Origin of the sequence: Haloferax sp. S2CR25 (genome assembly GCF_031624535.1) — an archaeon.
Classification (GTDB): Archaea; Halobacteriota; Halobacteria; order Halobacteriales; family Haloferacaceae; genus Haloferax; species Haloferax massiliensis.
This window is the reverse complement of sequence record NZ_JAMQOO010000004.1, coordinates 37,043-59,911: the sequence shown is the minus strand read 5'-3', so window position 1 is coordinate 59,911 and position 22,869 is coordinate 37,043. Positions and strand designations below refer to the sequence as shown.

Genomic DNA, 22,869 nt, shown 5'->3' with positions numbered 1-22,869 from the left:
TGCCCGCGGGTTCACGTACTCCATATCAATGTCCTCGTGGAGACGCGATTTTGCCAGCGGCCTCGTGGTCCTCGTTCCGCTCATCGTCATCATCTACATATTTACGATATTTTACAATAGCATCACACAGCTACCGTTCGTTTCGACGGTCCTGTTAGAGCCAGGCCAGGAGCCGACCACCGAATCGCAGGTGCTCGGTTTTTTCATTGCTATCATCATCTTCCTCCTTCTCGTCCTCTCGGTGGGCTACCTCATGCGGACCACCGTCGGCCGCGTGCTCGAATCGGGCATCGACGCGGCGATGAACAAGGTCCCGCTCGTCCGAATCGTCTACAACGCTTCTAAGCTCGCGGTCGAAACCGCGCTCACCGGCACCGAAGACCTCCAGAAGCCGGTCCGCCTCGAAACGTGGCCGGGCATCCGAATGACCGCGTTCAAGACGGGGAAGACGACGAAAGACGGAAAGGAGATTATCTTCATGCCGACCGCGCCGAACATCACCACCGGGTTCGTGATGGAAGTCGACCCCGAGGATATCGAGGAGACCGGCGAGAAGGTCGAAGAGGCCCTCACGCGCGTCCTCTCGGCCGGGTTCGCCGAACAGGAGGGCGTCGACGAGTTCGACATCGAAGTGACGGAGGAGACCGGCGACGGGCGGGTCCCCAGCAACGAGTGAGAGTTCGGCGACGGTCGTCACTCTCGCCCCGCGGCAAGACTGCGACGTGAAAAGGAAGCTCGCGTTCGCGGGCGTCTACGGTTACTGCTCGTCGACGTAGGTGAACCACTCTTCGTGGTCGTCGGTGCGACGCTCCACGAGGTCGAAGAAGGCGGACTGCAGTTCCTCCGTGACCGGGCCGCGGGTGCCCTCGCCGATGACGACGTTGTCGACCTTGCGGATGGGAGTCACTTCGGCGGCGCTGCCGGTGAAGAACAGTTCGTCGGCCGTGTTGAGTTCGCCGCGGCTGATGGTCGCGCTGTCGTCGACCTCGTAGCCGCGCTCGCGGGCGAGCGTGATGACGGTGTCGCGGGTGATACCGTCGAGGATGCTCTGGGAGAGGCCGGGGGTGTAGAGCTTCCCGTCGCGGACCATGAAGATGTTCTCGCCGGGGCCCTCGGCGACGTTGCCCTCCTTGTTCAGGACGATGGCTTCGACGTAGCCGTTGCGGCGGGCCTCCTCGCCCGCGAGCATGGAGTTCACGTACAGACCGGTCGTCTTCGCGTTCGTCGGAATCTGGCTGGAGGCGTGCTTGCGCCACGACGAGACCATCACGTCGACGCCGTTTTCGAGCGCGTCCTCGCCGAGGTAGGTCCCCCACGGCCACGCCGCGATGGCGACATCGGTCGGGTTGTCCTTGGGGCTGACGCCGAGCGAGTCGTAGCCGTAGAAGGCGATGGGGCGGATGTAGCCGCCGTCGAGGTCGTTGCGGCGGATGACCTCAAGCGTCGCCTCGGTGAGTTCCTCCCGCGTGTACGGAATCTCCATGTCGTAGGGTTTCGTGGAGTTGTAGAGCCGTTCGAGGTGTTCCTCCCAGCGGAAGATGGCCGGGCCGCGGTCGGTGTCGTAGGCGCGAACCCCCTCGAAGACGCCCGTCCCGTAGTGGAGGCCGTGGGTGAGGACGTGCACCGTCGCGTCCTCCCAGTCCCGGTATTCTCCATTCATCCAGATCGTCGAGACATCCATCTCGTCAAATCCCATGTAGTGGCCTTCGGCGGCCCCCCTCTAAAATCATGACGACCCGACTACCGCGGCCCCCGCGGTTTTGTCCGCGGGCCGCCATGACGGGGTATGAGCCTCGAATCCGTCGCCGTCACGGGCGGCACCGGGAATCTCGGGCCGACCGTCGTCGCCCACCTCCGCGCGAGCGGCTACACCGTCACGAACCTCTCGCGGCACAGCGAGTCGTCGCTCGCGGACCACGACTACCGCGTGAGCGCGCTCGACCCGGGCGACCTCACCGCGGCGCTCAGCGACGTCGACGCCGACGCGGTCGTCCACCTCGGAGCCATCTCGACGCCGACGAACGACCCCGGCCACCGCGTCTTCGAGAGCAACGTCCAATCGACCTACGTCGTCCTCGAAGTCGCCGCCGCGCTCGGCATCGACCGCGTGGTCGTCGCCTCCAGCATGAGCGCCATCGGCGGGAGCTTCGAGCCCGACCCGGCCCGAATCGACTTCCTCCCGGTGGACGAGACCCACCGCGCGACGCCCTCGAACCCCTACGGCCTCGGGAAGTACGTCGCCGAACGGACCGCCGCGGGGGTGGTCCGCCGCGACGACGCCCCGGAGGCGGTCGCCAGCCTCCGGTTCCCGTGGATGCCGAGCGAGGAGGAGGCGAGACAGACGTTCGCCGAGGCCGACCGCTCGCTGTCGGGACTGCGGGACGCCGGACACTTCCACACCGCGCGCAACACGCTCTTTGCGTATCTGGGTCGGGAGGACGCGGCGCGACTCGTCCGGCGGGCACTCGAAGCCGACTTCGCGGGCCACGAGGTGTTCTGGGCCGCGGCCGCCGACACCTCGACGACCGTCGAGTCGGCGACGCTCGCCAGCGAGGTCTACCCCGGCGCGGAGGTGAGAACGCCACTTTCGGGCCACGAGGCGCTCGTCTCGACCGAGAAGGCGGAGCGACTGCTGGGCTGGGAACCGACGTGGTCGTGGCGCGACGGGCGCGAGTGAGAAAGGAGAAGGTAAATCGGGGCGACCCCGCGGTCGCTCAGACGAGTTCGTCGATGAGGCCGTCGCCGTCGACGAAGGCGAAGCCGTGTCGGTCGGCGTAGTCGCGGGCGGCGTCCTTCGGGAGCGCCGCGCCGGTCTCGTCGTCCAGCATCTCGCAGACGACGACCGCCGGCGGGATGCCCGCCCCGTCGGCCAAGGCGAGACCGAGTTCGGTGTGGCCCTGCCGGTCCGAAAGCAGGTTCGGCGCGCCGCGGAGCAGGTGGACGTGCCCGGGCGCGCGGAACTCGCCGCCGAAGTCGTCGGCGTCGTACTCCCCGGTGCGGGCGGCCTCGGCGACGGGCGCGAGCCGCGAGATGGTCATCGCGCGGTCGCGGTCGGTGATGCCCGTAAACGAGTCGCGGTGGTTCACGGTGAAGGAAAACGACGACCGCGAGTCGTAGGCGAGGTCGTGGGAGGACGCCGCCGGGTGGTCGAGCACCTCGTCGATGAACGGCAGCCCGAGGGCCTCGGAGACGTCGTTCGGGAGGGCGACGCAGACGAGGCCGCCAGCGTCGTTGCGCATCCGGGCCACGTCGGCGGGGCCGACCGCGCCCGCGGGGTAGACGAGGTCCGTCTCGCCCTCGCGGTCGTCGAAGTCGTGGACGAGCACCGGTTCGCCGGCGCGGAAGGCGTCGAGGACGCGCGAGACGGAGTCGAAGTCGCCGGTCGATTCGGCGGTACGGCTCATTCGTACTCCGCCTCCTCGACGCGGACCGTGACCGCGTCGCCGTCGTCGAGGTCGAGTTCGTCGCGGAGCTTGTCGGGCGCGATTATCTCCAGTTGCGACTCGTCGTGGTGGGTCCGCTCGGGGACGATGATGTGGACCGGCTCGTAGGAGTCGCCGCCGACCGCGACGGAGGCGGCGTAGCACGTCGCCGGACCGAAGGTGCGTTCGTCGTCCTCCCAGCCGTCTATCGGGACCGCGTCGAGGGCGGTCATCCCGGCGCGGGCGCGGACCGCGTCGTCGCCGAGGCGGACGTTCAGCGTGCCGGGGAACGGCTCGTAGCCGAGTCGGTCTTTGAACTGCTCCATGTAGCCCGGAAGCGAGATGTAGTGGCGGCCCTCGCCCATCCCGCCGGTGACCTCGCCGTCGAGGACGACCACGGAAGGCGTCTCGAAGATGCGCCGGTAGTCGGCGTACTCCTGTCTGAGCGCGGACTCGCCCGCGTCGGTGATGGTTATCCACTGGCCGTCGGCGACGACCTCGCGGTCGATGAAGTCGGCCTCTTCGAGGCGCTGGAGGCGGCGAGAGGCCGTCTGGTTCGACACGTCGAGCCGGTTCGCGACCCCGGAACAGGAGAGCTTGACCGGGCCGGAGCGCCCGCCGTCGAGCGCGACGAGCTTGAGCGTGGCCAACTCGTCGTACCCGACCGCCGCGGCGACTGCCGATTCTGACATACCTCCCGCTTCGAACGCGCCGCCCATAAGCGTATCGTAAGTGGAATGCGTTCCAAAAATGAGATGGTGGCGGGGCGACCGGGGAACGCGGCCCCGGTGGATGCGCCACAGTATCAATCGCGGACGGGTAAGTCCGTCGGTCAGTCTACCGCGGCGAGAACGGGGTCGTTCGAGGGAGGACGCGGCCGGTTCCGGGGCCGTCGACAGGCGAGTCAACCGCCGAGGTCGGCGCGGCGGCGCGCGGGAGACGCGAGCGGCGTGGCGTGACCGAAGCGCGACCTCAGAGAGACGACGCTCGCCGCTCGGTGCTGACCTGTGAGATACCCGCGTTCGCCGAGCAACTGGGACACGCGTACACGTTGCCGTCCTCGTCGCCGAAGACGCGGACGAAGTTGTTCGACACGAACGTCTCGCAGTGGTTGCATTGACTCATGGGTGGGTGGTGGGGACGGCGGGTCGCCGCCCCGTGGTTCGACTGTCGTCCCCCGGAAGCATACCACTACTACCTTACTAGTAAGGCGCTTTCGCGGGGAGGGACAGGGCGACCCAACGAACGGCGGGAAACGAACGAACCCACTCGGCGCGGTCCGCGGTCGCTCGGACGGTTCGGAAAGGCCTTTAGCCGCCTATCGAGAATCCGCGTACATGTTCAGACAGTTCCGTGAGGAGGTCGAGACGGCGCTCTCTGCGGCGCTCTCGTCGCTCGACCTGCCCACCGACGACCTCGGGGTCGAGGAACCGCCGGAAGACGTACCCGCGACGCTCGCCTCCAGCGTCGCCTTCCGACTCGCCGGGGTCGTCGGCGCGCCGCCGCCGAAAATCGCCGCCGACATCGCCGACGAACTCTCCGTCGAGGGCCACGACTACCTCGCCGCGGTCGACACGCAGGGACCGTACGTCAACTTCCACGTCTCCGACGCCTACTACGACGACACCCTCGAAGCCGCCGCGACCGACGAGGCGTACGGTCGCCTGCCCGCGACCGGCGACAGCGTCGTCGTCGAGCACACGAGCGCGAACCCGACCGGCCCGGTCCACGTCGGCCGCACCCGCAACCCGGTCATCGGCGACGCCGTCGCCAACCTGCTCGACTTCGCCGGCAACGACGTCGAGCGCCACTACTACGTCAACGACGCCGGTCGCCAGATGGCCGTCTTCACGTGGGCCTACGAGACGTTCGACGAGGAGGACCTCGACAGCGAACCCGCGCGGGAGCGCGTCGAGTACGACCTCGTCCGCTACTACCGCAAGGGCAACGCCTTCCTCGAAGCGGCCGACCCCGAGGACGTCGAACGGGCCGAAGCCGAAATCACCGAGATTCTCCAGGGCATCGAGGAGGGCGACGAGGAGACGTACGCCCGCGTCGAGACCGTGGTCGACCAGGTGCTCGGCGGCATGCGCGAGTGCCTCGAACGCCTCCCCGCGGAGTTCGACGAGTTCGTCAAGGAGACGCGCTTCATGTTCGACGGGAGCACCCGCGACCTCGCGGAGCGCCTCAAGGAGACCGACCACGCCGTCTACGAGGAAGACGCGTGGCAGCTCGAACTCGGCGACTACGGCTTCGAGAAGAACCTCGTGTTCCTCCGGTCGGACGACACCTCGCTGTACACGACGCGCGACCTCGCCCACCACGAGTGGAAGTTCGACAACTTCGACCGCGCCGTGACCGTCCTCGGCGAGGACCACAAGCTCCAGTCCGGACAGCTCCGCGCCGCGCTCGACATCCTCGGCAACGACGTGGACAAACTGGAGAACGTCATCTACTCGTGGGTCAACCTCCCCGGCGGCGAGACGATGTCCACCCGAAAGGGGACGGGCGTCATGCTCGACGATCTCCTCGACGAGGCCATCGACCGCGCCCGCGACGAGGTCGAGACCCGCCTCGAAGGCCGCACCCGCGACGACGACCTCGACGAGGCCGACATCGACCGCATCGCCCGGCAGGTCGGCATCGGCGCGGTCCGCTACGACATCGTCTCCAAACAGCCCACGAAGACCATCACCTTCGAGTGGGACCAGGCGCTCAACTTCGAGGCCCAGTCCGCGCCGTACATCCAGTACGTCCACGCGCGCTGTTGCGGCATCGCCGACGAGGCGGCCGCCGCCGGCCTCGACGCGAGCGAGGTCGACCCCTCGGTGCTGACGACCGACGCCGAGCGCGACCTGCTGGCGACCATCGCGCGGTTCCCCGCGGTCGTCGAAACCGCGGCCGACGACCTCGAACCGCACACCGTGGCGACGTTCGCCCGCGAACTCGCCGAGGTGTTCAACACCTTCTACCGCGAGTGCCCCGTGCTCGACGCCGACGAGGAGGTCGGTGCGGCCCGCCTCGCGCTCGTGGAGGCCTCGCGGAACGCGGTGGCGAACGCGCTCTCCATCGTGGGCGTGGAAGCGCCCGAGTCGATGTGACCGCGGGCTAAACGAGTTCTTCGCAGACGGGTTTTTTCGAGCGGTTCAGAAGAAAAACGGGAGCACCGCGGCTCCGGAGATGAGCGACCCGCCGACCGAGAAGACGACGGCGGCTCCGCTGCCGAGCGCGAGCACGAGAAACAGGACTATCCACCAGAAAGGAACGGACTCGGATTCTGCCATAGAGGCCATTCCGCAGACGCGAGTAAAAGGCCTTCCCGTTTAGCCGAGGAAGCGCCTGAAGAATCCCTTCTTCTTCTCGTCGCGCTCGTCGTCGTCGAACGATTCGACTTCCTCGACGAGCGAGGTGGTGTAGACGCCCTCCTCGTCGCCGTCGTCAGCCTCGTCGTCGTCATCGGCGTCCGCGTCGGCCCCGGACGCGTTCGGTTCGGCCTCGGCGACGAGCGGTTCGTCCGCGTCGGGCGCGTCCGCCTCTGCCCCCGCCGCCTCGGCCGACTCGTCCGAGACCGAACTGGCGGTCGGGTCGGCGACCGACTCGGAGTCGGCCGCGTCTTCCGCGAGCGGGTCCGAGCCCGCCGAATCGGCGTCCGCGTCGACATCCGGGACGACGTCGTCGGCGTCGTCGGCGTCGTCGGCATCGTTGGCGTCGCCGACCGCCTCCTCGTCGGCGGTCGAGGTCCCGCGGGTGACCGCTTCGAGGTCCGCCGCCAGCGGGTCGGTGTCGGGACCCTCCTCGCCCACCGGCTCGGAATCGGAGATCATCGAGTCGTCGGCCGCGTCGGCGGCCAGCGGGTCGGTCGGCGCGTCCGTCGCGTCGTCCTCAGCGGGGTCGGCAGGGTCGGCGGGGGCGGCGGGGTCGGGGTCCGCCGCTTCGACCGGGTCGGCGACCGCATCGGAGTTGCCGTCGGCGTCGCCCGCGTCGTCGGCGGGAGACGAGTCGGGTTCCGCGGCGGGGGCGTCCGAGTCCTCGACGGGGTCACCCGAGAACGGAATCGACGCAGCGAGGTCGTCGTCGGCCGCGGACTCGTCGTCGGGGTCGGAGCCGGCGTCGGCGTCGGCTTCCGGTGGTTCCTCGGGCTCGAAGTTCGGTTCCGGTTCGGTCTCGGATGCCGGTTCCGGTTCGGTCTCGGGTTCCGCCGTGACTCGGTCTTCGTCCGCGGCCGCGGCGGCGACGTCGTCGGGGGTGGATTCGGGGTCCGAGTCCGGGGCTGTCTCAGGTTCCGGAACCGTCTCCGACGCCTCCGCGGAGTCGGCGTCGGCCGGCACGACCGAGGCGTGTTCGTCCGTCTCCGGTTCGGTGGCTTCGCCGTCATCCGCGTCGTCGCCGTCGGTCGGGGGGGCTGCGTCCTCCGCGTCCGCCTCCGACTCGGCAGCGTCCGCCGCGGCGTCCGGAATCGGGACCGGCTGGCCGGTGAGCGCCTCGGCGAGCGCGCGGTAGCCCGCGGCCGCGATACTGTCGGGCGAGCGGGCGACAACCGGAATCTGCGTGTTGAGCGCCTCGCGGATGGCCGGGTCCTCCGGGACGACGGCGATGACGCCGGCGTCGAGGAGCGAGGCGACCACCTCGGCGTTCGGGTTCGACTGGTCGACCCGCGTGAGGACGACGCCGACCACGTCGGCACCGATGCGGTCGCCGAGCTGTCGGGTCTTTTCGGTGTCGCCGAGCGCCTCGCGCTCCGTCGTGGAGACCAAGACGACCTCGTCGGCGAGCTTCAGCGGGACGAACGTGTCGTCGCTCAGCCCCGCGCCGGTGTCGATGATGACGATGTCGTGGGTGGCTTCGAGCGCCGAGATGACGGAGTCGAGTTCCCGCACGTTCGCGGTCGCGAACGCTTCGAGGGCGTTCGAACCGGGAACCACCGAGAGTCCCGCCGGTCCGTCGTAGACGGCCGTCTCGACCGCCGATTCGCCTGTCAACACGTCGTGAAGCGTCGCCCCGTCCGGGTCGACGCCGAGCGCGCCGGCGAGGTTCGGCATCCCGAGGTCACCGTCGACGACGACGACGTCGTGACCGGCCATCGCGAGCGTCGTCCCGAGGTTGGCCGTGGTCGTCGTCTTTCCAACCCCGCCTTTCGCGCTGGCAACTGCGTACACCCGGGCCATAATTCCAACGTCGAAGTCCACCCGTGACAGCCACATAAATGTTCTCCGACCGCGCCCGTCTCCGCGGTCGGGTCGTACGGACCCTCGTGCGGCGAGATACCGCGGCGCGTGCCCAGTCAAAGGTTACTTAGCCGCTGGAGGGACTAGGTGGAGTGATGAGTAGCGACGCCGAGGAGGCGAGCGAAGACCGCCGAAAGTACGAGTTCAAGAAGGTCATCGAGGACCTGCGAGAGTACGAAGGGTCGGGAACGCAGCTCGTCACCATCTACATCCCCGAAGACAAGCAGATTTCCGACGTGGTCGAACACGTCATCACGGAGCACAGCGAAGCGTCTAACATCAAATCGAAGCAGACGCGAACGAACGTCCAAGACGCCCTGACGAGCATCAAGGACCGACTCCGGTACTACGGGAACTTCCCGCCGGACAACGGCATCGTGATGTTCTCCGGCGCGGTCGACGCCGGCGGCGGCCAGACGACGATGGTCACGAAGGTGCTCGAAAGCCCGCCGGAGCCGATTCAGTCGTTCCGGTACCACTGCGACTCGAACTTCCTCACCGGGCCGCTCGAAGACATGCTCATGGACAAGGGCCTGTTCGGCCTCATCGTCCTCGACCGCCGCGAGGCCAACGTCGGCTGGCTCAAGGGCAAGCGCGTCGAACCGGTCAAGAGCGCCTCGTCGCTCGTCCCCGGCAAGCAGCGAAAGGGCGGCCAGTCCGCCCAGCGTTTCGCCCGCCTCCGCCTCGAAGCCATCGACAACTTCTATCAGGAGGTCGCCGGCATGGCCAACGACCTGTTCGTCCCCAAGCGACACGAGATGGACGGCGTCCTCGTCGGCGGTCCCTCCCCGACGAAAGACGAGTTCCTCGACGGCGACTACCTCCACCACGAGATTCAGGACCTCGTCGTCGGGAAGTTCGACGTGGCCTACACCGACGAGTCCGGTCTCTACGACCTCGTCGACGCCGGCCAGGACGCGCTGGCCGACCAGGAGGTCATCAAGGACAAAAAGCAGATGGAGGAGTTCTTCGAGAAACTCCACCGCGGCAACGAGTCCACCTACGGGTTCGAGGCGACCCGGAAGAACCTCGTGATGGGGTCGGTCGACCGCCTCCTCATCTCCGAGGACCTCCGAAAGGACATCGCCGTCTACGACTGCGGCGGCCAAGAGGAGTACGAACTCGTCGACCACCGTCGCGACACGCCAACCCACGAGTGCGACGACGGCTCGGAAGCCGAACTGAAAGACCGCGAGGACGTCATCGAGTGGCTCATGGACCTCGCCGACCAGCGCGGCACCGAGACGAAGTTCATCAGCACCGACTTCGAGAAAGGCGAACAGCTCTACGACGCGTTCGGCGGTATCGCCGGCATCCTCCGGTACTCCACCGGCGTCTAAGCGGCCTCCTCCTCGGCGTCTTCACGCCACGGTTTCGACGGCACGGAGCGGCGGCGCTCAGAGGAACGCGTCCAACTGGCTCTGCCGACGGGCGACGTCGAAGTGGGGGTCTGTCGCCGCCCGCTGGAGCCGGTCGAGGGTGAGATGCACGTCGGTGCCGGACCGCTCGGCGAACTCGACGCAGTCGACGATGCCGGCGCGGTTGAGCGCCAGCGAGTCGAGCATGCCGACGAGAAGTGCGACCGCCGCGCCCGCGTCGCCCTCGGGAAGCGCGTCCGCGAGCGGCCGCGAATCGCCCTCCGTCACCGGTTCGTCGGTCGGACGGAGTGCGAGACAGTCAGCGCACAACCCGACGGTCAGCGCCGCCTCGGGCGCGTGGGCTTCGAGCGGTTCGGGCACCGCGAAGACGGCGAGTTCGCCGTCGCAGTCGGGACAGGACATGGGAGTCCCTACGCGCCGGTGCGATGAAAAGCGGTCGGAGACCCGACCGAGAGGAGACGGAATCGAGAGAGAAAACGGGCGAGTCCGGTCAGTCGGCCGTCGCCGCTTCCGCTTCGGCGGCCGCGTTCTCCGCGGCGCGTTCTTCCTTCTCTTCTTCTTCCTTCTTCGCCTTGATCTTCTTCAGGCGGAAAATCTCTTCGCGCTCCTGTTCTTCGAGCTTCTGCTCGATGTACTCCTGATTCTCGTAGAGCTCCGGGAGCAGTTTGAATTCGAGCGCGTTGACGCGGCGCTTCGTCGTCTCGATCTCTTCGAGCATCTTCTTCATCGCCGTCTCGACCTCCGCGGCGAGGATGATGGATTCGAGGAGTTCCTCGTAGGCGTCGGCGGCCTCGTCGATGCGGGCCGAGGAGCCGAGGAGACCGTAGCCGCGCTGGTCGAGGCTCTTTTTCACGCGCGAGGACTCGATCTGTGGGACGACGACGCCCATGATGTTCTTCGACTGCGTCGTGATTTCGGGGTACTCCTTCAGCGCGGCGGCCGCGCCGCGAACCGCCACGTCGCCCTCCATGGCGCGGGCCATGTTGATCTTGTTCTGCGCGCGCTCGTAGTCCTGATTGAGGTTGGCCCGCACGTCCTGGGCCTGGTCGAGGATGTCCATGAACTCCATGATGAGCCCGTCACGCTTCTGTTCGAGCGTGTCGTGGCCCCGCTCGGAGAGTTCGATGCGATCTTCGATCGCCATCAAGTTCTTGCGGGTCGGCTTGACGTCTTCGGCCATCGTTAGCGGGGGTTGTTCGCCTGGGGTGTTAATCTTTTACTGTCTGGCCGGCCGGACCGCCCGAAATCGGTCTGAACGCTCGGTGGATTGACGTCTCCGGCTCGCCGGGTCGCCCCCCGGAGGTCGGCGCGGCGCTACCGCGTCCCCTCCTCGAAGAAGCCGGTGACGAGCTTTCGCTGGGCCGCGCGGAGGTGTTGGTGAAACGTCGCCCGCGAGACGTCCATCGCCGCCGCGAGTTCGTCGCCGGTCACGGCGTGGGGCCACTCGAAGAAGCCGCCGAGATGCGCGAGCTGGAGCGCGGTCTGCTGTCTGTCGGTGAGCGCCGCGTTCACCTCGGCGGCGAACCCCCGACCCGTCCGCGGCGGGGCCGACCGCTCCCTAACCGCCCGGAGTTCGACGCCGGCGGCCGCCGCCGAGAGATCGTCGAGTAGCGCCCGTCCCGCGCCGCGGTCCGGGACGACCGCCGTGAACCGGCAGCCGTCGCGGTCGGCTTCGAGGCCGCGGAACCGCCCGCCAGCGTCGGCAACGAGGTGGGTCAGCGACCCCGCGTCGAAGACGACCTCGTAGAGCCCGACGCCGTCGCCGCGGGGGAGCCGAGTCACGTCGACCACGCCGGGGAAGTCGCCATCGACGTTCACATCGGCCTCGACGTCCGCGAGTCCGTCTGTCGGGGGGTCCGTCGAGACGAACAGGCTGAGCGTCCCGTCGTCGTGAGAAATCGCGCCCTCGTAGTCGAGCGCGCACGCCCCCGCGACGGCGAGTCGGACCAGCGGTTGCGTCTCGTCGCGCACCTCGATTTCGAGTTCGAGTCGCTCGTCGGACAGCAGCGACCGCCGGCTCTCGAAGGCGTCGATGGCCGCGCCGACCGCCCGCCCGAGCGTCCCGAACACCACCCGGACCTGCTCGTCGAGTTCCGCGGCGTCAGTGTAGACGGTCAACACGCCGTAGAGCGTCTCGCGGTGGACCAGCGGAACCGCGATGGCCGAGTCGAACGGGACGACCGGCTCGGCGGAGACGCCCCCCTCGCCGACGGTCGCCGACTGGACGGTTCGCGTCTCGGCGGCGCGAGCGGTGGGGTCGTCGGGGTCGGACCGGTCGATTTCGAGATCGTCGAGGAATCCGGTGTCGGCTCCGGCCCGCTCGTTGGGAACGATGACCGCCGGCGAGAGGTCGCAGTGGCCGACCCACGCGCAGTCGAACGAGCCGGCGGCGGTGACCCGGTCGCAGACGGCGGCTTCGAGCTCCCGTCTGCTCTCGGCGCGGACGAGCGCGCTCGTCACGTCACCCAACAGTCCCTCGATGTGCTCGACGAGCGTCTGGAGGCGTGCGCGCTCCTCGTCGACTCCGGCGGCGTACCGCTCGGCGGCCGCCTCGGCGCGCACGCGCTCCGTGATGTCAGTCTGGAAGCCGACGTAGTGGGTCACCTCGCCGTCCGGCCCGCTCAGGGGCGCGACGTCGACCCGGTTCCAGAACGTCTCGCCGTTCGCGCGGTAGTTCAGCAGTTCGACCGACGCCGACTCCTCGGCCTCGATAGCGCGGCGGAGTTCGGCGACGCGCTCGGGGTCCGTGTTCGGTCCCTGAAGGTATCGGCAGTTCCGCCCCAGCGCCGCGTCGGCCGAGTAGCCGGTCATCGTCTCGAACGCCTCGTTGACGTAGACGAGCGGTCGGTCGGGCAACGAGCAGTCGGCGACGGTGATGCCGACGGGGGCCTCGTCTATCGCCTGTTCCTTCAGGTCCTCCGTTATCTCGCTCGCGGCCGCCGCGCCGCGGCGACGCCACGCGACGGCGCTCTCGACCCGCGCCGGGAGCCGCTCGAAGAGGTTCGAATCGACGACCGGGACCACGTCTGCCGCGCCGGCGTCGCGGGCGGCCGCCGCCGAGAGGTCGCCGTCGGGCGGGACGACGACCACGAGCGGGACCGCGATTGCCCCGTGGACCGCCTCGACGTCCGCGAGCCGGTCGGTCGCGAGCACGACGCAGTCGACCCGTTCGTCGGCGGCGCGCCGGCCCACTGCCTCGACGGACCCGGCGACCGACACCGAAAGCGGCGAGAGCGCGTCCACGAGTCGCTCCCGGTCGACGGCGGGACCGACGACCGCGAGGACGCGGACGGGAGACGAAGTGGCGTCCATGCCGAGACGTAGACGGCGAGACGTAAGGAAGTTCCCGCGGGCGACGCGCGGCCGCACGGCTCGAAGAACGAACGGCGCGAATAGAAGAGGAGAATCGAACCGAGGGACGAACGCGGCGTTCGCCGCGGTCTAGGCTTCCGCTTCGACCGACTCGGCGTCTTCGTCGTAGTAGTCCTCGATGAGCTCTTCGTCGATACGGTTGAGCTCGGACTTCGGGAGCGTCGACAGGAGGTCCCAGCCGATGTCGAGGGTGTCCTCGATGGACCGGTCCGTGTCGAAGCCCTGATTGACGAACTCGGCTTCGAAGCGCTCGGCGAAGTCGAGGTACTTGTTGTCGCGCTCCGACAGCGCCTCGCGGCCGACGATGTTCACGAGGTCGCGCAGGTCTTCACCCTCCGCGTACGCCGCGTACATCTGGTCGGACACGTCGGCGTGGTCCTCGCGGGTGAGCCCCTCGCCGATACCGTCGTCCATGAGACGCGACAGGGACGGAAGCGGGTTGATCGGCGGGCGGATGCCCTGCGAGTTGAGGTCGCGGTCGATGTATATCTGGCCTTCCGTGATGTAGCCGGTCAGGTCAGGAATCGGGTGCGTGTCGTCGTCACCCGGCATCGTGAGGATGGGAATCTGCGTGACGGACCCGTCGCGACCTTGGATGCGACCTGCGCGCTCGTAGAGCTGTGCGAGGTCGGTGTACATGTAACCCGGGTAGCCACGGCGACCGGGGACCTCTTCGCGAGCCGCACCGATCTCGCGGAGCGCCTCGCAGTAGTTGGTCATGTCGGTCAGGATGACGAGGACGTGGTAGTCCTTGTCGAACGCGAGGTACTCGGCGGTCGTCAGCGCGAGACGCGGCGTGACCGTCCGCTCGACTGCGGGGTCGTCCGCGAGGTTCGTGAAGACGACGGAGCGCTCGAGTGCGCCCGTGCGCTCGAAGTCCTCCATGAACTCGTTCGCCTCTTCCTGCGTGATACCCATCGCGCCGAAGACGACTGCGAACTCGGACTCCTCGCCGCTTTCTTCGTCCTCGGGCACCGTCGCCTGACGGGCGATCTGGAGCGCGAGGTTGTTGTGGGGAAGCCCCGACGCGGAGAAGATTGGGAGCTTCTGGCCGCGGACGAGGGTGTTCATGCCGTCGATGGCGGAGACGCCGGTCTGGATGAACTCCTCGGGGTACTCGCGGGAGTAGGGGTTGATTGCCGCGCCGACGATGTCCCGACGCTCGTCGGGAACGATTTCGGGGCCGCCGTCGATTGGCTGGCCGGACCCGTCGAGCACGCGCCCGAGGAGGTCCTCGGTCACGGGCATCTTGAGGGTCTCGCCGAGGAACCTGACGGACGCGTTCCTGTCGATACCGCTCGTGCCTTCGAACACCTGAATCGCGACGAGGCCCTCGGAGGATTCGAGAACCTGTCCGCGCTTGGTTTCGCCTTGGGGCGTCTCGATTTCGACGATTTCGTCGTAACCGATCGGCTCGTCGACCTCGGCGAACACCAGCGGGCCGCTGATTTCGGTGATGGTCTGGTATTCCTTCATGGTCTCAGTACAGCTCGCGGAGCTGCTCGGTGATCTCTGCTTTGAGGTCCTCGATGTACGCCTCCCAGTCTTCCTGCACACCAATGCGGTTCAGCCGGGGAGCCGCCTCGATGGCCTGAATCTCTTCGACGGGGACGCCGGCTTCGAGCGCCTTGAACGCCTCGTCGTTGAACGTGTGGATGGCGGTGAGGATTCCGTACGTCTTCTCGGGGGAGCAGTACGTGTCCGTCGGGTGGAACGCGTTCTGCTGGAGGTACGCCTCACGGAGGTAGCGAGCGATTTCGAGGGTCAACTGCTGGTCCTCCGGCAGGGCGTCCTTACCGACGAGCTGAACGATTTCCTGCAGTTCGTTCTCCTCGTCGAGCACGTCGACGGCCCACTGGCGCTCTTCGGCCCAGTCGTCCTCGACGTTCTCGACGAACCACGGGTCGAGCTGCTCTTGGTAGAGCGAGTACGACTCGTTCCAGTTAATCGCCGGGAAGTGACGGCGCTCTGCGAGGTCCGCGTCGAGCGCCCAGAACGTCTTGACGATACGCAGGGTGTTCTGCGTGACCGGCTCGGAGAAGTCGCCGCCCGGCGGCGAAACCGCGCCGATGACGGAGACGGAGCCTTCCTCGCCGTTGACGGTCGTGAAGTAGCCGGCGCGCTCGTAGAACTCGGAGAGACGCGCGGCGAGGTACGCGGGGTACCCCTCTTCGCCGGGCATCTCTTCGAGACGCGACGAAATCTCGCGCATGGCCTCGGCCCACCGGGAGGTGGAGTCGGCCATGAGCGCAACGTCGTATCCCATGTCGCGGTAGTACTCCGCGATGGTGATGCCGGTGTAGATACAGGACTCGCGGGCCGCCACGGGCATGTTGGACGTGTTCGCGATGAGGCACGTCCGGGCCATAAGCGGGTTGCCCGTCTTCGGGTCGTCGAGTTCCGGGAAGTCCTCGATAACCTCGGTCATCTCGTTGCCGCGCTCGCCACAGCCGACGTAGACGACGATGTCCGCGTCGGCCCACTTGGCGAGCTGGTGCTGCGTGACCGTCTTCCCGGAGCCGAACGGACCCGGAATCGCGGCCGTTCCGCCCTTCGCGATGGGGAACAGACCGTCGAGGATGCGCTGTCCCGAAACGAGGGGTTCGCGCGGGGTCTTCTTCTCGGCGGCGGGGCGCGCCTGACGCACCGGCCACTCCTGGTGCATCGTGATTTCTTCGCCGTTGTCGAGTTCGACGACCGTCTCGGTGACGGAGAACTCGCCTTCCTCGACGGCGACGACCTCGCCGCCCTCGAAGTCCGGCGGGACCATGACCTTGTGCTCGATGGTCACGGTCTCGGGGACCGTCCCCACGACGTCGCCGGAGGCGACCTCGTCGCCCTCGGAGACGGTGGGTTCGAACTCCCACTCCTTTTCGAGGTCGATACCCGGCGCGTCGACACCGCGGTCGAGGAACGCCGAGTTCATCTTCGACTCCAGCACGTCCAGCGGACGCTGGACGCCGTCGTAGATGGCGTCCATCATCCCCGGACCGAGGTCGACGGTCAGCGGTTCGCCCGTACTCTCGACGGGTTCGCCGGGACCGACACCGGAGGTCTCTTCGTACACCTGAATAGTCGTGAGGTCGCCCTCGATTTCGATGACCTCGCCCATCAGCCCTTCGTCGCCGACGTAGACGACGTCGTTCATGCGGGCGTCGAGGCCACGGGCGGTCACGACCGGACCACTCACGCTTGCGATGACACCGTCCTCGCGAACGGAATCTTGTGTTGCCTGACTCATGTTTGGTTATTCGTCCATCAGATCGATACCGATTGCTCTCTTGATCTGGTCACGGAGGCCGCTCGCGCCGCCGGAACCGCCGAGCGTCACGAGCGTCGGCTCGATGCTTCGCTCGACCGACTGCCGCGCGGTACGCGAGAGGTGGTCGAGGTCGTCTTCGTGCATCACGATGATGCCGACGTCCTCGTCCTCCAGCGTCCGCGTCACGGCCTCGTCGAGTTCGTCGTCCTTCGCTTCGTCCGGGACGTTCTCGAACTTGCGGACACCCGCAAGCCGAAAGCCCGTGGTGAAGTCCGGACTGCCGATAACTGCGATTTCCTGGCTCATATGGTGACCAGCTCCTCTTCTATTGCATCGGGGTCCAGCCCGGCCTCGCGGCCGCGGGCGATCGCCCGAATGTTGTCGACCTCGCGCTCCTTGGCGAGGATGTACGAGACGATTGGCGTGACAGAAAGCGGGAACACGTAACCGAGCGTGTCCGCGTACTCCAAGAGCGCCGCGTCGAGGGCGCGCTCGAAGCCGATGAGGCTGTCCGCCTCTTCGAGGTCCGAGAGGGCCGACGAGAGGCGGTCGCCGTACCGGCTGTCACGGATCTTCGACACCAGTTCGTCCGGACTGGTCGCCAGCGACGCGATCTCCCCGGCGCGGAACAACGCACCGCCCTCGATGAAGTAGTCCACGGGGTCGAGGTCGGTGCCGCTGCGAGCGATTCGGAGCGCGTTGCGGGCGTTTCGGAAGTCTATCTCCGCCTGGAGGAACTCGTGGTACTGCTCGGTTTCCTCGCTGACGACGAGCCCTTCGAGCAACTGCTCGTAGAAGGCGCGGTCGACGGCGTTTTCGAGCGGAACGAGAACGCCCACGGTCTCGAAGTCGTCGTACGCCTTCGCGAGTCCCTCTCCGAAAACCGTCCCCGACAGCTGTTCGACGACCTCCTCGATCTCCGTCGCATCGAGCAGACGCGAGATGAGGCTGTCGCTGAACTCCCCGGCGCGGATGAGGTCGGCTTCGACCTCCTCGCGGGGGGTGTCGGAGTAGAGGCCGCGGATAATCGTCTTGACGTTCCACGCGTCGAACTTCCGGAGGTAACGCGCGATGAGGCCGTAGAGGCGGCCGCCCGACCAGTCGAGGATGTCGTTGAACTGCTTCGCCAGGTTCTGGTTCAGCGCGTACTCGATGAGGTCGACGCCGGAGAACCGACTCCCGAGGGCGTTGATCTCGGTCTCGTACTCCGAGTCCTCCATGAATCGGGCGATTTCGGCCGGACTCATACGGACCAGTTTGCGGTAGTCCTCTTCGCCGAACAGCGCACTGCGCCGCGCTCGAACACGAGCGATAACGTATTCGGGATTCGAGCCGCCAGCAGTGCTCATTGGTCGTCGAACAGTCGCGTACTCACTTCCTTCAGGTTGTCCTCCCAGACTGTGTCGAGGACCGAGTCGAAGGTGTTGTTCACCCGAACGCGCGAATTCGTGCCTTCGACCACGACGCCACCGAGGCAGTCGCGCTCACCGGCAAGTTCGTAACCGTCGTAATTGGAGAGGATATCTTCGAGGAGGCCAGCGTCGGACGCACGGCCGTAGACGAGGACCTCGTCCTCGTCTTCGAACTCGACGGAGGCGGCGTCGAGGAGGGTTTTGGTCAACTCCTCGCGTCGGTCGCCCTCAAGCTCTGCGAGCTCGGTCTCGACCTGCTCGCGGACGCGCTGAAGCACGTCGCGGCGGGCGCTCAGCCGGGCCTGCTTGGCTTCGAGCTTCGCGCTGGAGAGCGCCTGTTCGCGCTCCCGTTCGAGTTGTCGCTCAACTTCGGCCTCGCGCTCTTCGACGAGCGCTTCGGCTTCGGCCTCGGCTTCGGAACGAATCGTTTCGGCTCGTTCTTCGCCGGCCTCTTTGATTTCCTCCGCACGTGCGCGGGCTTCGTCTCGGATGTCCTCAACAACGTTGTCCAAACTCATGATGGGAAAGAGAGGGGGTGCTTAGGCCGCGAAGACAACGACCAGCGCGAGGATGACGAGGGTCTCGGGGAGAACCGTAAGGATCAGCCCGTTGACGAAGAGGTCCTCGTCTTCTGCGATGGCGCCCATCGCGGCGGAACCGATGCCACGCTCCGCGTAGCCGGCGCCGAAGGCGGCGAGACCGACGGCCAGGGCCGCCGCAGCGTCGGAGGTAATAGCGGGTGAGGAAGCGGCTTCACTCTGCAGTACAGTCATGAGGGGTTCGATTGCTTCAATCATTGTGTGTTCCTGAGTACCGGATTGTCGTCTCCGAACGTCCGTATGTGCTGGCAGCCGTATCATAAAGGTTCCCAAAACGTTCGGAGCAGTCTGTCTACGACGGTGGAATCGTCGTCATTGCAAAAGCAGTCGCTCCGAACGGACAAAGTCAAAAAAGGACCGATTAGAGGGTTAGTCTTCGGTCGTGAACTCGCGGTCGTAGCCGAACGGCATGTACTCGCGACCGCCGCCCTCGAAGAACTTGTTGAAGAACTCGACGTATTCGAGACGCACGGCCTGCAGGCCGGCGCTCGTGACGCCGAGCGCGAGGACGACGAGGTGGCCGACGACGAGGACGAGCAGCCCGCCCACGACGCCCGCGGCCCCCGAATGGAAGAGACCGCCGAACATGACTTCGGTCACCTCTTGGCCGTGGTACATATCGCCGACGTGATACATGTGGCCCAGACCGAAGTGCCACTCCGCCTCGCTCCCTTCGCCGGTGACGAACACGCCGAAGACGAGCAGGTTGACGGCGAACGCCATCGACGCCTTCGCGATGAGGACCGCGCCGAGACGCGTGTACGACAGGACGTTCGACAGCGGGGCGGCGAACTCGACGAGTTCGGCCAGTTCGGCCATCCCGAGCAGCACCGCGCCGAGCATGTACAGCCCGAAGCCGACCCAGCCGACGGTGAACGAGAAGCCGGAGAAGCCGAGCGGGATGAGCCCGTCAGCGGCGAACGTGGTGAACAGGAACTCCGGCGGGACGCCACCGAGGGCGTCGCTGAAGATCCAGATCCACAGCCCGTTCAGCATGAGGATCCACGAACCGCTTTCGAGGACCGCCTCCTTCGCGCCGTGGAGCTCGTAGCTCTCGACGAAGTCGAAGATGTAGCCCACGTTGACGTGGATGATACCGACGACGACGCTCACGGTGAGCCAACCGAGGGCCCACTCAGCGGTGGCCGGCGACAGCCCCTTCTCGATGGGCGGGTGCGACAGCCCGAGCATCCCCTCCCAGAAGTACTGGGTGATGAGGTGGAAGCCGAATATCTCGCCGTAGAGGATGCCGAACAGCGTCGTGAACAGCCCCGCGGCGAGGGTGACGCCACCCATGCTCTTGAGCGCGCCGTCGTCGAACTTCGAGTAGAGGAAAAAGCCGATGGCGGTGTAGATGACACCGTACCCGAAGTCACCGATCATGAACCCGAAGAACGTCGGGAACGTCAGGAACAGGATGACCGTCGGGTCGAACTCGTAGTAGTTCGGGCGGTTGACCGCCTGAACGAGGAGTTCGAACGGCTCGACCGCGCCGCCGTTCTTCTGGACGACCGGTGGGTCGTCGCTGGACATCGAGACCGTTCCGCCGTCGGTGGCCGCGACCGCACTACCGCTCTCGGCGACCTCTTCGCGCGCGTGGTCGTGCCCGTCGCGCGAGAACTCGGCGCGTTCGATCTCTTCGACGTCGACGTGCTCGCCGACGGCGTCCTTCAGCCCGGTTGCGAACTCGTTGTATCGCTCAGTGGGAATCCAGCCCTCTGCGACGAAGGCGTTCTCGGTCGTCGCGAACGACAGCGGCGCTTCCGTCTTCTGGACGTCGATCGCCAGTCGCTCCTCGGCCGCGAGGAGGAACTCGCCCTCTTCGACGGCGATGTCGTTCAGTTCGGACTCGACGGTGTTGAGCTTCGATTCCAGCTCGCGCTTCTGCTGCTGGAGGTCCTGGATGTAGTCTTCGGGGCTCCCCTCGGCGTCCGGGATTTCGAGCGTCGCGAAGTCCGTGCCGACGAGCGCGTCCACGAGCGCAGTCTCCGACGCGTCCTCCGTGGGACGGCCGAAAATCGCGTGGGTTCGCTCGCCCGAGAATATCTCGTAGGCGTTGATGTCGTCGGCGTCGACGACCGCTCGCTCGACGGTTTCGACCTTCCCCTGACCGACGACGACCTGCAGGGACTCGTAGCCCGAAAGCAGGTCGAGGTCGATTCCGAGGTCGACAAACGGCTCCATCGCGTCGACCTCTTCGTCGATGTCGTCGAGGCGGCTCCGCAGTTCGGAGCGACGGTCGTCCAGTTCGTTGACCTCGGTGCGGATCTCTTCGAGGGGCTCTTCGAGCGCGTCGTCCGGGACGATGCGCTGGCGGCCGGCCTCGGTCTCTTCGACGCCGAGGATGCTCTTGAGCGAGCGGATGGTGACGAGTTTATCGGAGGCGCTCTCGGCGCCTTCGATCGGCGTCCCCGTCTCGAATCCGAACTCCTCCCGCCACGAGCCGTCGTATTCGGTGACGTGCAGCAGTCGGAGGTCGTGGGTAGCTTCGATGACCTCGGGCATGACGCCCTTCGAACCGGTCACCGAGACCTTGCTCATCTGCTCAGGTCTGAGCATCAACCGCCTCCTCGAATTGGCCGATGGCGAACTCGACCGCGTCGTCGATGTGGTCTTCCGCCTCGGCAACTAGTTCGTCGCGGGCCTCCTCGCCTTCTTCGAGGATACGTTCTCGCTCCGCCTCTATCTCCGCGCGTCCCTCCTGTAGACGCTCGGATTCGAGTTCCGCGGCCTCTTCTTCGGCCTCGGAGCGAATCTCATCGGCTTCGCTACGCGCCTCCGCGACGAGTTCCTCACGTTTAGCCTCGGCCTCTTCAACGATGTCGTCGGCCTCCTGCTCGGCCGTTTTGATTCGTTCGAGAACCTCTTGTCTCGGCATACTCGTATCACAGGAACGTTGCACAAGCGCTGTATAAGGTGTTTGCGGAAAGTTTGCGACAGACCCCCGAAAGGCGCGACCGAGACCCCCCTCGAACGCCGACTCGCGCGGCGAATCCGCACCGTTATCATCGGTGAGTCCTAATCCCGGCGCGATGGGAGTCCTCGAAAACAAAGCGCGGGCCCGCCTGTTCTACAAGTACCTCTCGAAGGTGTACGACCGGGTGAACCCGTTCATCTGGAACGAGGAGATGCGCGACGAGGCGCTGGAGATGCTCGACATCCAGGAAGGCGACCGCGTCCTCGACGTGGGCTGTGGCACCGGCTTCGGAACCGAGGGACTGCTCCGCTACACCGACGACGTTCACGGCCTCGACCAGAGCATCCACCAGATGCAGAAGGCGTGGGAGAAGTTCGGCAAGAACGACGAGGTCCGGTTCTACCGCGGGGACGCCGAACGGCTCCCCTTCGCTGACGACACCTTCGACGTCATCTGGTCGTCCGGCTCCATCGAGTACTGGCCGAACCCGGTCACCGCGCTCGAAGAGTTCCGCCGCGTCGTGAAACCGGGGAACAAGGTGCTCGTCGTCGGCCCCGACGACCCGAAGTCCGGCGTCTTCCAGAAACTGGCGGACGCCATCATGCTGTTCTACGACGAGGAGGAGGCCGACCGGATGTTCGAGGCCGCCGGCTTCGTCGACATCGAACACCACATCCTCCAGCGCCAACCCGGTAGCCCGCGGGCCATCGTGACTATCGCGCGCGCGCCGGAGGAGTAAGCCCCAACCGCGCCGAGGTCGACTCGGGCGCTCGTTTTCGCCGCGGCCGACTCACGACGCTCTCGCTTCGAGCGCCGCGACCGGCGTGTCGCCGTCGAAGACGCGAACGGTCACCGTCGCACCCGGTTCGATGCCCGGGTCGTTCGTCCCAGCCAGTTCGAGCGTCGCCGTCTCGCCGACGGTCCACCGCGAGTCGGCGGCGGCGTTGAACGGGCCGGTCGGGCCGGGTCGGAAGCCGCTGGCCGAGAAGAACGGCACGGGCGGTTGGTGCGCGAGCGGCTCCCCATTCACGGAGATTCGAACCGCGAGCGAGTCCACGTCCAGCGGCGCGCCGCCCTCGTGAACCAGCGACAGCGTGTCACCCGAGACGGACAGCGACAGCGCCGTGGGCCGCGTCGGGGTCGGCGAGGAGTCGGCCGCGTCGAACGCCGCCGCGCCGACGGCGGCCGCGACGACGACCACGAGGCCGATGAGGAGCACGCTCCCGAGGAGCACGGACGAGCCGCGGGTCGAGTTGCGGAACTGGCGAGGCATCGAGACGG

General features: G+C 66.8%; 23 protein-coding genes. 5 read left to right on the top strand and 18 right to left on the bottom strand.

What is annotated here, in order from left to right; translation table 11 throughout:
• Positions 1-28 precede the first annotated feature (28 nt).
• The gene (locus tag NDI65_RS11155; protein WP_089779636.1) at positions 29-676 is read left to right on the top strand and encodes a DUF502 domain-containing protein; all 648 of its coding nucleotides are present in this window, start codon (positions 29-31) and stop codon (positions 674-676) included.
• 81 nt (positions 677-757) lie between these two features.
• Here NDI65_RS11155 and NDI65_RS11150 read toward each other — a convergent pair whose 3' ends face one another.
• Entirely contained in the window at positions 758-1,696 is a 939-nt protein-coding gene (locus NDI65_RS11150) for a branched-chain amino acid transaminase (RefSeq protein ID WP_089779639.1), read from the bottom strand.
• A gap of 90 nt (positions 1,697-1,786) precedes the next feature.
• Here NDI65_RS11150 and NDI65_RS11145 point away from each other — a divergent pair, with 90 nt between their 5' ends.
• On the top strand, positions 1,787-2,677 hold the full coding sequence (locus NDI65_RS11145) for an NAD(P)-dependent oxidoreductase (protein ID WP_310893667.1): 891 nt from the start codon (positions 1,787-1,789) through the stop codon (positions 2,675-2,677).
• 37 nt (positions 2,678-2,714) lie between these two features.
• Here NDI65_RS11145 and ribB read toward each other — a convergent pair whose 3' ends face one another.
• The 3 genes from ribB to NDI65_RS11130 form a co-directional block, all read right to left on the bottom strand.
• Positions 2,715-3,404, bottom strand: coding sequence for a 3,4-dihydroxy-2-butanone-4-phosphate synthase (gene ribB / locus NDI65_RS11140; RefSeq protein ID WP_310893666.1), 690 nt, complete (start codon positions 3,402-3,404; stop codon positions 2,715-2,717).
• Positions 3,401-4,141, bottom strand: a complete 741-nt coding sequence (locus tag NDI65_RS11135) for a DUF120 domain-containing protein (protein ID WP_187367343.1) — start codon at positions 4,139-4,141, stop codon at positions 3,401-3,403. The genes ribB and NDI65_RS11135 overlap by 4 nt, the downstream gene beginning before the upstream one ends.
• 253 nt (positions 4,142-4,394) lie before the next feature.
• A complete protein-coding gene (locus tag NDI65_RS11130; protein ID WP_167344136.1) occupies positions 4,395-4,547 on the bottom strand; it encodes a hypothetical protein in 153 nt (50 codons plus the stop codon).
• Between the two features lie 212 nt (positions 4,548-4,759).
• Between NDI65_RS11130 and argS the strand changes: the two genes are divergently transcribed.
• Positions 4,760-6,523 carry an arginine--tRNA ligase gene (gene argS / locus NDI65_RS11125; protein WP_089779645.1) on the top strand — a complete coding sequence of 588 codons (1,764 nt, stop codon included), beginning with the start codon at positions 4,760-4,762 and terminating at the stop codon, positions 6,521-6,523.
• A 45-nt stretch (positions 6,524-6,568) separates the two neighbouring features.
• Here the strand turns inward: argS and NDI65_RS11120 are convergent, their stop codons facing one another.
• Both NDI65_RS11120 and minD read right to left on the bottom strand, forming a co-directional pair.
• Positions 6,569-6,706 (bottom strand): hypothetical protein, encoded by a 138-nt coding sequence (locus tag NDI65_RS11120; protein WP_167344137.1) that lies wholly within the window; start codon positions 6,704-6,706, stop codon positions 6,569-6,571.
• A gap of 39 nt (positions 6,707-6,745) precedes the next feature.
• The gene (minD, locus tag NDI65_RS11115; protein ID WP_089779648.1) at positions 6,746-8,587 is read right to left on the bottom strand and encodes a MinD/ParA family protein; all 1,842 of its coding nucleotides are present in this window, start codon (positions 8,585-8,587) and stop codon (positions 6,746-6,748) included.
• A gap of 155 nt (positions 8,588-8,742) precedes the next feature.
• Here minD and prf1 point away from each other — a divergent pair, with 155 nt between their 5' ends.
• Positions 8,743-9,987 carry a peptide chain release factor aRF-1 gene (prf1, locus tag NDI65_RS11110; protein WP_089779650.1) on the top strand — a complete coding sequence of 415 codons (1,245 nt, stop codon included), beginning with the start codon at positions 8,743-8,745 and terminating at the stop codon, positions 9,985-9,987.
• Positions 9,988-10,044: 57 nt separating this feature from the next.
• Here the strand turns inward: prf1 and NDI65_RS11105 are convergent, their stop codons facing one another.
• The 11 genes from NDI65_RS11105 to ahaH form a co-directional block, all read right to left on the bottom strand.
• Entirely contained in the window at positions 10,045-10,428 is a 384-nt protein-coding gene (locus NDI65_RS11105) for a DUF6276 family protein (protein ID WP_089779652.1), read from the bottom strand.
• Between the two features lie 88 nt (positions 10,429-10,516).
• Positions 10,517-11,206, bottom strand: a complete 690-nt coding sequence (locus NDI65_RS11100) for a V-type ATP synthase subunit D (RefSeq protein ID WP_089779654.1) — start codon at positions 11,204-11,206, stop codon at positions 10,517-10,519.
• A gap of 134 nt (positions 11,207-11,340) precedes the next feature.
• Positions 11,341-13,338: a bacterio-opsin activator domain-containing protein gene (locus NDI65_RS11095; protein ID WP_310893665.1), complete on the bottom strand. Its 1,998-nt coding sequence runs from the start codon at positions 13,336-13,338 to the stop codon at positions 11,341-11,343.
• 129 nt (positions 13,339-13,467) lie between these two features.
• On the bottom strand, positions 13,468-14,874 hold the full coding sequence (locus NDI65_RS11090) for an ATP synthase subunit B (protein WP_089779658.1): 1,407 nt from the start codon (positions 14,872-14,874) through the stop codon (positions 13,468-13,470).
• Between the two features lie 4 nt (positions 14,875-14,878).
• Complete coding sequence (locus tag NDI65_RS11085; protein ID WP_089779660.1) at positions 14,879-16,639, bottom strand: ATP synthase subunit A; 1,761 nt, start codon at positions 16,637-16,639, stop codon at positions 14,879-14,881.
• Between the two features lie 6 nt (positions 16,640-16,645).
• Positions 16,646-16,966, bottom strand: coding sequence for a V-type ATP synthase subunit F (locus NDI65_RS11080; protein ID WP_089779662.1), 321 nt, complete (start codon positions 16,964-16,966; stop codon positions 16,646-16,648).
• Positions 16,963-18,009, bottom strand: a complete 1,047-nt coding sequence (locus NDI65_RS11075) for a V-type ATP synthase subunit C (RefSeq protein ID WP_089779664.1) — start codon at positions 18,007-18,009, stop codon at positions 16,963-16,965. The genes NDI65_RS11080 and NDI65_RS11075 overlap by 4 nt, the downstream gene beginning before the upstream one ends.
• A complete protein-coding gene (locus tag NDI65_RS11070) occupies positions 18,006-18,590 on the bottom strand; it encodes a V-type ATP synthase subunit E (RefSeq protein ID WP_089779666.1) in 585 nt (194 codons plus the stop codon). The genes NDI65_RS11075 and NDI65_RS11070 overlap by 4 nt, the downstream gene beginning before the upstream one ends.
• Before the next feature lie 21 nt (positions 18,591-18,611).
• Complete coding sequence (locus NDI65_RS11065) at positions 18,612-18,869, bottom strand: F0F1 ATP synthase subunit C (protein ID WP_089779668.1); 258 nt, start codon at positions 18,867-18,869, stop codon at positions 18,612-18,614.
• 171 nt (positions 18,870-19,040) lie between these two features.
• On the bottom strand, positions 19,041-21,230 hold the full coding sequence (locus tag NDI65_RS11060; protein ID WP_310893664.1) for a V-type ATP synthase subunit I: 2,190 nt from the start codon (positions 21,228-21,230) through the stop codon (positions 19,041-19,043).
• Entirely contained in the window at positions 21,217-21,549 is a 333-nt protein-coding gene (gene ahaH, locus NDI65_RS11055; protein ID WP_089779672.1) for an ATP synthase archaeal subunit H, read from the bottom strand. Before ahaH ends, NDI65_RS11060 begins: the two co-directional genes overlap by 14 nt.
• A 154-nt stretch (positions 21,550-21,703) precedes the next feature.
• Between ahaH and NDI65_RS11050 the strand changes: the two genes are divergently transcribed.
• Positions 21,704-22,327: a methyltransferase domain-containing protein gene (locus NDI65_RS11050; RefSeq protein ID WP_089779674.1), complete on the top strand. Its 624-nt coding sequence runs from the start codon at positions 21,704-21,706 to the stop codon at positions 22,325-22,327.
• Positions 22,328-22,378: 51 nt separating this feature from the next.
• On the opposite strand, the gene NDI65_RS11045 is transcribed toward NDI65_RS11050, so the two are convergent.
• Positions 22,379-22,861, bottom strand: coding sequence for a type IV pilin (locus tag NDI65_RS11045; RefSeq protein WP_089779676.1), 483 nt, complete (start codon positions 22,859-22,861; stop codon positions 22,379-22,381).
• Positions 22,862-22,869: the final 8 nt, after the last annotated feature.